The 11,141-nt window shown below is 39.0% G+C and carries 7 protein-coding genes; 4 read left to right on the plus strand and 3 right to left on the minus strand.

The genetic code is table 11. The annotated features are described in order from the left end of the window. The 3 genes from ACJVDH_RS00600 to ACJVDH_RS00610 form a co-directional block, all read right to left on the minus strand. A complete protein-coding gene (locus tag ACJVDH_RS00600) occupies positions 1–585 on the minus strand; it encodes an anthranilate synthase component II (RefSeq protein ID WP_443945644.1) in 585 nt (194 codons plus the stop codon). A gap of 9 nt (positions 586–594) precedes the next feature. Beyond that, a complete protein-coding gene (locus ACJVDH_RS00605; RefSeq protein ID WP_443945645.1) occupies positions 595–1,992 on the minus strand; it encodes an anthranilate synthase component I family protein in 1,398 nt (465 codons plus the stop codon). Positions 1,993–2,470: 478 nt separating this feature from the next. Beyond that, the gene (locus tag ACJVDH_RS00610) at positions 2,471–2,917 is read right to left on the minus strand and encodes a cytochrome B (RefSeq protein WP_443945646.1); all 447 of its coding nucleotides are present in this window, start codon (positions 2,915–2,917) and stop codon (positions 2,471–2,473) included. A 114-nt stretch (positions 2,918–3,031) separates the two neighbouring features. On the opposite strand from ACJVDH_RS00610, the gene ACJVDH_RS00615 reads away from it, so the two are divergent. The 4 genes from ACJVDH_RS00615 (at position 3,032) to ACJVDH_RS00630 (ending at position 10,921) form a co-directional block, all read left to right on the plus strand. Then, positions 3,032–6,052 carry an amidohydrolase family protein gene (locus ACJVDH_RS00615; protein WP_443945647.1) on the plus strand — a complete coding sequence of 1,007 codons (3,021 nt, stop codon included), beginning with the start codon at positions 3,032–3,034 and terminating at the stop codon, positions 6,050–6,052. Then, entirely contained in the window at positions 6,042–7,364 is a 1,323-nt protein-coding gene (locus ACJVDH_RS00620; protein ID WP_443945648.1) for an amidohydrolase family protein, read from the plus strand. Before ACJVDH_RS00615 ends, ACJVDH_RS00620 begins: the two co-directional genes overlap by 11 nt. A 396-nt stretch (positions 7,365–7,760) precedes the next feature. Further along, positions 7,761–8,195: a carboxypeptidase-like regulatory domain-containing protein gene (locus ACJVDH_RS00625; RefSeq protein ID WP_443945649.1), complete on the plus strand. Its 435-nt coding sequence runs from the start codon at positions 7,761–7,763 to the stop codon at positions 8,193–8,195. Beyond that, positions 8,192–10,921 carry a TonB-dependent receptor gene (locus ACJVDH_RS00630; RefSeq protein ID WP_443945650.1) on the plus strand — a complete coding sequence of 910 codons (2,730 nt, stop codon included), beginning with the start codon at positions 8,192–8,194 and terminating at the stop codon, positions 10,919–10,921. Before ACJVDH_RS00625 ends, ACJVDH_RS00630 begins: the two co-directional genes overlap by 4 nt. Positions 10,922–11,141: the final 220 nt, after the last annotated feature.

The following is an 11,141-nucleotide window of genomic DNA, read 5'->3' on the forward strand; positions in this document are numbered from 1 at the left end:
CTAATTCGTTAACCAGTTTTCCATCATTTGTTTCCCATGCTCAGTGAGTACACTTTCAGGGTGAAACTGTACGCCGCGTACATCGTACGTTTCATGTCTTAAAGCCATAATTTCACTGGTGTGGTCTCTTGCGGTAATTTTAAGACAAGTAGGGAAATTCTCTTTACTCACTACCCAACTGTGGTAACGGCCAACATTAATGGTTTGTGGGCATTCCCAAAACAGAAACTCATCACCATCTACAACAGTAACGGGTGTTGCAACGCCATGCATTGGTCTTCCCAGATTTAGAAGATTGCCGCCAAATACTTCGGCTATAGCTTGCTGTCCGAGGCAAACCCCAAAAATACTTTTGGTAGGTGCGTAGGTTTTAATTACCTCCAGCAATAAACCTGCTTCTTCAGGAATGCCAGGTCCGGGAGAAAGTAAGATTTTGTCAAATTGAGCAACGTCTTCAATCTTAAACTTGTCATTTCTCCAAACCACTGCTTCATATCCAACTTCATTAATCAGGTGAACAAGATTATAGGTGAAACTGTCGTAATTGTCGATAACTAAAACAGTTTTTTTATCGTTATTTTCCATTTTGAATCTTTAAATGCTTTCTGCCATTTCAATTGCTTTTCTCAGCGCAGCAATTTTATTATTTACCTCTTGCATTTCTGTCTCTGGTACAGAATCGGCAACAATACCAGCACCTGCGCGATAATGCAATTCATTATTTTTGCTCATAAAAGTACGGATCATGATGGCGTGGTTAAAATCTTCGTTAAATCCCATAAAGCCAATCGCTCCGGCATAAAAATTACGGCCGAGTTTTTCATTTTCATCAATAAGCTGCATTGCTTTATATTTTGGTGCGCCACTTAAAGTTCCGGCGGGATAAGTATCCGAAACTACTTTAAATGCAGTAACATTTTCTTGAAGATGGCCGCTTACTTTACTCACCAAATGAATAAGATGTGAGTAATACTGCACTTCTTTGAACGACTTTACTTCTACATTGCTGCAATGTCTGCTTAAATCGTTTCTTGCCAAATCTACCAGCATAACATGTTCTGCACTTTCTTTCGGATCTTGCTCTAGTTTACGCGCCTGTTCTGCGTCTTCAATATCGTTTCCACTACGTTTGAATGTACCCGCAATCGGGAAAATATTAGCCGAATTGTTTTTAATGGTAATTTGAGCTTCCGGCGATGAGCCAAACAATTTGAAATTCCCGTAGTCGAAATAAAATAAATATGGCGATGGATTGATAGACCTGAGGCAACGGTACACGTTAAACTCATCTCCGGAGAAAGCCTGTTTGTAAGCTCTTGATGGTACAATCTGAAAAACATCGCCCCGGTAAATATGTTTCTGAAGTTTTTCTACCAAATCCATAAAACCCTGATCGCTTAGGTTTGAAGTTTCCTTTCCACGTGTTTGAAATTTATATTCGGGGTAATTTTTATTCTGGATCAGGTATTCCATTTTATCCAGTTCATTTTCTTCTTCACCCTCAAAAGAATTTGTGAATAAAGTAATTTCGTTTTTGAAATGATCTATTGCAATGATATATCGATACAGATGATATTGCATTTCTGGAATTTCTTCTCCCTCTGGTGTTTCAGAAACAAACTTTATATCCTCAAAATGTTGTACAGCATTCCACGTAAAATAGCCAAACAAGCCGCTTGAAATGAATTTAATTTCTGGAAATTCTGTTTCTTTAAACTTCCCTTTAAATTCTGTAATTTCTTCAATCAGGTTTTTACTTTCTTTAAACTCTACAGTTCCATCCGGAAAATAGGTTTCCAGGCGCGTGCCTTTCAAAACAATGCCCGCTACCGGATCTGCGCAAACAAAACTCATAGAGTTTTCGCGACTGTGGTAATCCGAACTTTCAAGCAATATGCTATTCGGATAAACGTCGCGTAAGCGCAGATATATACTCACTGGAGTGGTGGTATCTGCAAGTAGCTTTTTGTATTTTGTATTAATCTTGAACATGATATGTTGCTTTTCTGGTTTTTGACCGTCTTTTAAAATTTTGTACAATAAAAAACCCGGCGTGTGGTTCTACGCCGGGCTTTAATGGTTCTTTAATAAGGTTTAGGTTGATAAACTATATTTTTCATACGCAGCCAGCGCAATTCGATTGAGAATTACGACGCCAAAGCCATGTATGTATATTGCTGATCATGAGCCACAAAAATATAAAGAATTTTAAAAAAGCAAAATATTTTTAATCTTTATACGAAATAAAATTTCGGATTGATAAAGAAGGGGAGTGTTGTAATGCCAGATAATGTCGCAAACAGGCCGTTTGGATTATTGCAGCTATGGATACAGGCAAATATTATACTGCTGTAAGTTTTAGGATTTTTCTGCCAGATGCAGAGTAGAGTTCTGTATAAAACCAGTAAGATGGTAAAACCGATAGAAAATTGCAGCAGCACATGTGCTGCTGCAATTTGAAAATATGGTGTTAGGACACACCAAAAAATGTTCTTCCCGGAACACTTTTGGTCATCAACAAGATGGTTACAATAATTATAATTAATGCCAAACCAAAAAAGATTGCAATGGTACGGTGTTTGGCTACGCCTTCAATGGCTTTTTTAGATTTTGAATTTCCAATAGTAATCAGAATGATGGCAACAATCATTAAACTGATGTGCTCCATTTTAAAGTAACGAACTGCAGGTGCACCTTTGCTGCTTAAACTGTACCAACCTTCAGTAAAATAAAGTACAAGGCCAATAAGCAGTTGAATATGTGCGCTAATTAAGGTGAAAAGATTCAACTTGCGATCGCCTTCTGTATAGTTTTTACTTCCAAACCAACCAGAAAGTGCCTTGATCAAAGCAATAATCAGCAGAATAAAAACTACGTAGCGCCACCCGGAGTGCGCACTTTTTAAAATTTCGTTCATAAATAATATTTTCTAACGTCCAAAAATAGCCAATAATTGTAAAAAATAGGTTATCCACAACAAATCGTACTTATTTATATTAGTTTTAAACAAAATAAACCCCTAAACTCAGTTATGAAGAAAATTTTACTTGCCATTGTGCAGGTATTTTTCACAACCGTTCTTTTTGCACAACAAAATACTTTTCCTGTAAACGGCTCTTTTGATACCCGGCCGGGAATGTATGCGTTTACAAATGCAACTATTGTGGTAAATGCCAGTCAGACTTTAACCAATGCAACGCTTTTAATTAAAGGACAAACCATTCAGAATGTTGGTGCGGGCATTGCCGTACCTAAAGGTTATGTTGTTGTAGATTTAAAAGGGAAATTCATTTATCCATCAATGGTTGATGCTTTTACCAGCTACGGAATTACAGAAGCACCGGCGCAGCAACGCGGTTTTGGTGGCGGCCGGCAGTCGATTTTTGTATCTACAAAAAAAGGCGCTTATGGATGGAATGAAGCCATACGACCAGAAACGTATGTGAAAAACATTTTTACTGTTGATTCAAAGAAAGCAGATGAACTTAGGAAAGTAGGTTTCGGAAGTGTAAATGTGATTAGCAGAGATGGAATTGCACGTGGTGTTTCTGCAGCGGTAACGCTCAATGAAGATGCAGACAATGCGGTTTTTCTTAAAGATGAAACCGGCGCAAATTATTCCTTTAGCAAGGGCAGTTCTGCTAACGATTATCCAACTTCATTAATGGGATCAATCGCTTTGCTTCGCCAAACTTATTTCGATTCGCAATGGTACGGCAAACAAAAAGACGAGTACAATATTTCTTTACAAGAGTTTGCAAAACAGCAAACTATGCCGCAGATTTTTGAAGTAGATGGTTGGGCAAATGTACTTCGGGCAGATAAAATTGGTAAAGAATTTGGCAAAAAATATATTATCAAATCTACAGGCGATGAATATCAGCGTATTAATGAAGTAAAAGCAACGGGTGCAACTCTGATTATTCCATTGGCTTTTCCGAAAGCGTATGATGTTGAAGATCCGGCAGAAGCCAGAAACCTTAGTTTAGCTCAAATGAAAGGCTGGGAGTTGGCACCAACAAATGCTTCGGTATTGGAAAAAGCAGGTGTTAATTTCGCATTAACGGCATTTGGTTTGGATAATAGCCGCGATTTTTGGGCTAATATCCGCACTGCAATTGAAAATGGATTATCCGAAAAACAGGCATTGAAATCGGTAACCGAAATTCCGGCCAATATTTTAGGCATATCAGATAAAGTAGGTTCACTGGAAAAAGGAAAAGTAGCTAACTTTTTAATCTCGTCTGATAATCTTTTCAAAAACGGAAACATCATTTTCGAAAATTGGGTACAAGGAAAACGTTACGTGGTTAATAAAATGGATGTAAGCGATGTACGTGGAAATTACAATCTGAATGTTGACGGCGTTGGTGCTTTACTTTTAAAAATTACCGGTACCGCTGGCAGTTCTACTGCCGCTATCGAAAGAACCGGAACAGATAGCGTTAAAACTTCTGCAACTTTTACCAGAAATGGAGATTGGGTAAGCATAAGTTTTAACCTGAAAAAGAATCCAAAAGGCGATGTTCGTTTAAGCGGATATATTACAGCTGCAAACCCAATTGTAATTAAAGGTGAATCTGCATTGGCAGATGGATCTGCAGGCCATTTTACAGCGACGTATAAAGAAGCCGCAAAAGAAACCCCTAAACGCGATGAACCTAAACCTGTTTTAGCAGTTGGTCCGGTTATTTACCCATTCTCTGCTTTCGGCTCTGCCGTACTACCCAAGCAAGAATCTGTACTGTTAAAAAATGCGACTGTTTGGACGAATGAAAAAGAAGGTATTCTGCAGAACGCGGATGTATTGCTGGAAAACGGAAAAATTAAAGCTGTAGGTAAAAATTTATCTGCTGGCGCTGCAAGGGTTATCGATGCAACCGGTAAACACATCACTGCAGGTATTATTGATGAGCATTCACACATTGCTGGTTCTGGCGGTATTAATGAAGGTGCACAATCTGTTTCGGCAGAAGTGAGAATTGCAGATATCATCAACTCAGAAGATGTAAACATTTATCGTCAGCTAGCAGGTGGTGTAACTACATCGCATATTTTGCATGGTTCAGCAAATCCTGTCGGCGGACAATCACAGCTGATTAAATTACGCTGGGGAAAATCTCCTGAAGAATTGAAATTTGCTGGCGCAGATGGCTTTATCAAATTTGCTTTAGGCGAAAATGTGAAGCAAAGTAATTTTGGTACCGGCGCACGTTTCCCGGTAACCCGTATGGGCGTTGAACAAACTTTTGTTGATGAATTTACCCGCGCAAAAGAATACCAGAAAGCGCTTGCTGTAAAAGGAAATAATGTGCGTAGAGATTTAGAGTTGGATGCAATAGTTGAAATTTTGAACAACAAACGTTTTATTACCTGCCACTCCTATGTGCAGAGCGAAATTAATATGCTTATCCATGTTGCAGACAGCTTAGGTTTCAAAATAAACACATTTACACATATTCTGGAAGGATATAAGGTTGCAGATAAAATGAAAGCGCATGGCATTGCCGGATCAACTTTTTCTGATTGGTGGGCGTACAAAAACGAAGTTGCAGAAGCCATTCCGTACAACGGTAAAATTATGCATAATGTAGGCGTTACAACGGCTTTCAATTCTGACGATGCAGAAATGGCCCGTCACTTGAATCAGGAAGCCGGCAAATCTGTTTTGTATGGTGGCGTTCCGGAAGAAGATGCATTGAAATTTGTGACTTTAAACCCGGCGCGAATGCTTCATATAGACGATAAAGTTGGAAGTTTAAAACCAGGTAAAGACGCAGATGTAGTCGTTTGGTCTGCAAATCCACTTTCCATTTACGCTAAAGCGGAGAAAACTTTTGTAGATGGTATCGCCTATTGGGATATTGAAAAAGATGCACAAACCATTAAATCACAGCAAACAGAAAAAGCGCGTCTAATCCAAAAAATGTTAGAAAGCAAAACTAAAGGAGGCCGTACACAACGCCCTATGGGAGATGCGCCACGTTTATACAATTGCGAAACTTTAGAAAATTACTCAGCAGAATTAAACGAAAAAGAACATGCACAATAATATAAAAACAACTTTTTTAGGCTTAGCATTGTCAGCATCCAGTTTGATTTGCTTTGCACAGGCCAACATATCGCCTGCAAAAAAACAGTCTAAAACCATTGCCGTTACCGGCGCCATAATCCATATAGGGAATGGAACAATTATTGAAAATGGAACAATCGTTTTCAGCAACGGGAAAATTATTTCGGTGGGCGCTGCGGGTCAGGTTCCGCAGGGCGATGTTGTACAAATTAAAGCCAACGGAAAACATATATATCCGGGTTTTATTGCTGCGACAACGAATCTGGGTTTAACAGAAATAGAGGCTGTAAAGGCTACATTAGATTTTCGTGAAATTGGCGATTACAATTCTCACATTCGCTCCATTGTAGCTTACAATACAGACTCTAAAGTTCCGGCAACTTTAAGAAGCAACGGCGTTTTGATGGCACAACCTACGCCGCAAGGCGGTGCCATTTCAGGAAGTTCTTCAGTTGTGCAATTAGATGCCTGGAATTGGGAAGATGCAGCATTAAAAACAGATGATGCCATGCATATGACCTGGCCGGTTACACCACGCTTTCGTGGTGGATTTGGCGGCGGCGGTCGTTTTCAAAGCTCGCCAGAAGCACTTGCGGAACGCACTCAAGCTGAAATCGCAAAATTAAATGCTTTTTTTGCAGAAGCAAAAGCTTATTCCGAAATGGGAAAGCCAGAAGTTATTAATACACGTTTTGAAGCTATGAGGCGTGTTTTTTCTGGCGATGAGAAATTGTTTATCGCTGCAGAAAGCCAGAAGGATATTGTTGCTGCGGTAAATTTTGCCAAAAAATATGGCATCACGCCGGTTATTACTGGTGCAGATGAAGCCTATTTAGTTGTCGATTTTCTCAAAGAGAATAATATTGCCTTAGTCGTTAAACAACCTCATGCTTTGCCAAATAATAACGATGATGATGTGAATATGCCTTATAAAAATGCTGCGGTTTTGGCCAATGCGGGTTTAAATGTGGTTTTAAGTATAGATGGCTACTGGCAACAACGCAATCTGCCTTTTATGGCCGGAACGGTTAGCGCCTGGGGATTAGATAAGGAAAAAGCACTCGCAACAATAACACTAAACGCGGCAAAAGTTATGGGCGTTGATAAAACAACAGGAAGTCTTGAAAATGGTAAGGATGCCACATTCTTTATTTCTGCTGGCGATGCATTAGATATGCGAACCAATAAAGTTGAACAAGCTTTTATTCAGGGAAGAGATATAAATCTGGACAATCTGCACAAACAGCTTGATAAAAAATTTAGCGACAAGTATGTTTCAGAGATGAAATAGCCACAATACATTTATCCAAAATAATTCAGCCTGCGCAAAGAAATTTGGCAGGCTTTTTTTATGATTTAAAAGGTGTTAGACGTACTTAACAGTTTTTTAACATGACAGTTTTAGTTAGTTAATACTATAATAACAATTTTGATCAGAAAGGTTCGTCTATTTCAGCTTATCTCAGAATAGCGACATTTTTCGAATATTAGATCGAATACAAAAAATTACCAAGATGGTTCTTGTTTGTTAAATTCGATCTGAAGAATATTGTAACTCCCTGTTAGGATAACCAAATCCAAATAATTGTTTTATTCTTTACGGTACATGTCGTATGGTTTCGCCCCATTAAGGAACCAAATTTCATGTACAAAATCCAGTCGACGGTTGTTGATTGCAACAAAAATCATGTTTAAAATTTTACGATTAATGGGAATTTTATGGCTCGGCTGCTATATTCCCAATCTGGCTCTGGGCCAGACCACGCAGGCGTCCATCTCTGGTATAATTCGTGACGAAACAAAACAGGCCGTTCCTGGAGTATCCGTACAGGTTAAAAATGAATCGACCGGTTTCACCACAAAAACTGCAACAAATGCCAAAGGCGAATACACCTTTAAAGAACTTCCTCTGGGTGGGCCATATTCTGTTAAAGCACTTTACGTTGGTTATGGTGAACAATTGCGCACGGGTTATATGCTTAATCTCGGCGACGTAGTCCGTGTAAATATCGACCTGCAAGTTGCAGCACAAACACTAGAGGCTGTTCAGGTTGTTGCCTCTGGCCTCCGAAATAAAACGCATAATTTTGGTGCATCTACAGAAATTCGGCCAAAACTATGAATCAACTTCCGGTAAATGGACGTAATTTCTCCAATTTGATGGATTTATCTCCCTTGAGTAACGGAGGCGGTATTTCTGGTCAGCTGGCTTCTTCAACCAATTATACGATTGATGGGATGACGGCCAAAAACCCAACATCAGGAGGCAGTTCCACCAGTAGAAGTGGAGCACCTTATTCTATATCGATAGAAACAGTTAGAGAATTTAAAGTGGTCACCAACCAATATGATGTTTCTTTGGGCCGCTCTGGAGGCGGCGCCATTACAGCAGTAACCAAATCTGGCACCAATGAAATTACCGGAAGCGCTTTTACATACGGCAGAGCCGGCTGGCTTTCCAGTCCGTATGACATTAGAGGAAATGTGCGCGAAAATGACTTTTCTACTTATCAATATGGTTTTACATTGGGTGGGCCAATTATTAAAGATAAACTGCACTTTTTTGTTGGATGGGATCATCAACGCGATTCACAACCGCTTATCATTGCCGACGTACAATCTGCTGCAGATGAATCGAGGTACAATATCACCAACGCAACATTAAACCAATTTCAAACTATTGCTCAAGAAAAGTATGGAGTGGCCAATACCCCGCAATATGGAACGTTCAATAAAACGCGCGGATCTGATGCGGCTTTTGCACGTATCGATTGGCAAATTAATGACCGAAATTTATTAACCATTAGGGATAATTACACGAACGACAGAAATCCGATGGGTTTGGTAGATGGTACATCCATCAATTTTTTGGAAAGTTATGGAAATGATAAAAACGTAGACAACAGTTTGCTGGCCACTCTCCGTTCTACAATCAATAGTCAGGTTACTAATGAACTAAAGGTTCAACATTTTTATACCTTTCAGGCCAGCACGCAAGGCGATCAGTTGCAGAGTTCAATTCCACGAGCAGTGGTCAGCAACGTATCTTCTGTGCTTTCAAATGGTAGCACGGCTTCTACGGCAATCCAAATTGGCGGTCACCGTTATGGGCAGGAGGGTTTTACTAATAATGTATTCCAATTGGTAGATAATTTCTACTATAATACAAATAAAGTAAAATATACTTTCGGTATTGATCTAATGTATACAAATGCGAAATCTTTATATGGAAGTGAGGTTAATGGCAGATTCGAATACAACAGTTCTGATGGCGGTGCCACTTCAGCTTTACAAAATTTCGAAAACCTGACGCCCAATCGTTTCTATCGCGAGGTGCCTTTAGTTGCTGACCCTACTGTAATTGCAGGTATATGGAATGCCGGAATTTATGGACAAATGCAAACCAAAATCGCACCCGGTTTAGATTTTACAGGAGGTTTGCGTATAGATTATGGCGCTTATCCTTCCTCAGATTTTAATGAAAGTTTGTACAACGCATTAGGCGTCCGTACAGATTACAAACTTACGCAATTCCTGATTCAGCCAAGGCTTCAATTCAATTGGGATATTAATGAAAACCATACAGATTTCTTGCGTTTGGGCGCTGGTATTTTTAGTTCTGATGTGAACAATTATGTAACCATAAATAACTTAACTTTTGATGGTACGAAATTCGGTACTGTAGATGTTGTAAATGCAGACGTTCCTACTCCAGACTTCATTGGCTACAGAAATGGAACCATTGCGACACCGACTCTTGAAGCATTTCAACTTGCAACCATTAACACCTATGCCGCAAATGCCAAAATCCCGGTGGTATACAAAGCAAACCTTTCGTACAGTAAGTTAATTACAGACAAGTTTAAAGTAGGGCTCACAGGTTACGTAACGTTAGGGCGCAATAATTATATGTATGTAGATCGGAATATGGCTGTAGATCCATATTTTACTTTGCCTCAGGAAGGAAACCGTGGTGTATACGTTCCATCAATAAATGAGAGTAATGGTGTAGCCGACTGGAAAACAGGTAGAATCAGCGACCAATTTGGACGTGTACTGGAGTTAAATAGTGATGGTAAAGTGAATCAGTTTGCGGTTGTATTGGATGCTACCTGGCAATATTTTAAAGATGGAGAATTATCTGCAAGTTTCACCTGGAATGATACGAAAGACAATACTTCATTTAATGGAAATGTTGCCAACTCTGCAACCAACTCTTTGAGTGTAATAGATGATCCCAGAGATTTAAGCACAATGAGTTACTCTGATAACCAGTTCAGAACTAAAATTGTACTTTACGGAACTTTGCCAACATTTTATGGAATAAAAGTTGGTGTACGTTACTCTGGGATTGGCGGTACACGTTATTCTCTTCTTTCTGGTGGAAATACCAATGGGGATTTCAGTACATCAAACGATTTGGCTTATATATTTGACCGTAACGATCCTTCTGTTCCGCAAAGTGTACGCGACGGATTGCAGGCGTTACTTGATAATCCAAATGCCAGCCAAAGTTTAAAAGATTATATTCTTAAATATGAAGGACAAGTTGCTGAACGTAATGGCGGTATAAATGATTTTTTCGGTGTGGTTGATTTACGGATTTCTAAAAAACTTAATCTGAACAAGAAACATAACATTGAGGTTTCTGCCGATATTTTTAATGTCGCCAACTTGCTCAATAAAAACTGGGGTGTGAATGAAAGACTAACCACACAGGCTTTATACGCTGTAACCGGTTTCAACAATACCACAAAAGAATTCTCTTATCGGGTAAACAATACCGGTATTGTAAATCCAACAGGCAATCCGTATCAATTTCAAATTGGTTTGCGATATGGGTTTTAGAATTGGATAAATCCTCCATTAAATTTTTAAAGCCAACCTTCATTAGCAGATCTGAAAGTTGGCTATTTTGTTCAAAACGTAAGCTGTATCATCAAATGTTTCATAAAATTTACAAGAAATGAGAATCAGAGCGTCTAAATAAGCATCAGTTTAATATATTGTTAACTTGAAGCTTTGCTTGATTTAATATTGTGATTGGACTTTTGCTTGCAGAAAACAA

The organism is Pedobacter terrestris (assembly GCF_052343045.1).
Lineage (GTDB): Bacteria > Bacteroidota > Bacteroidia > Sphingobacteriales > Sphingobacteriaceae > Pedobacter.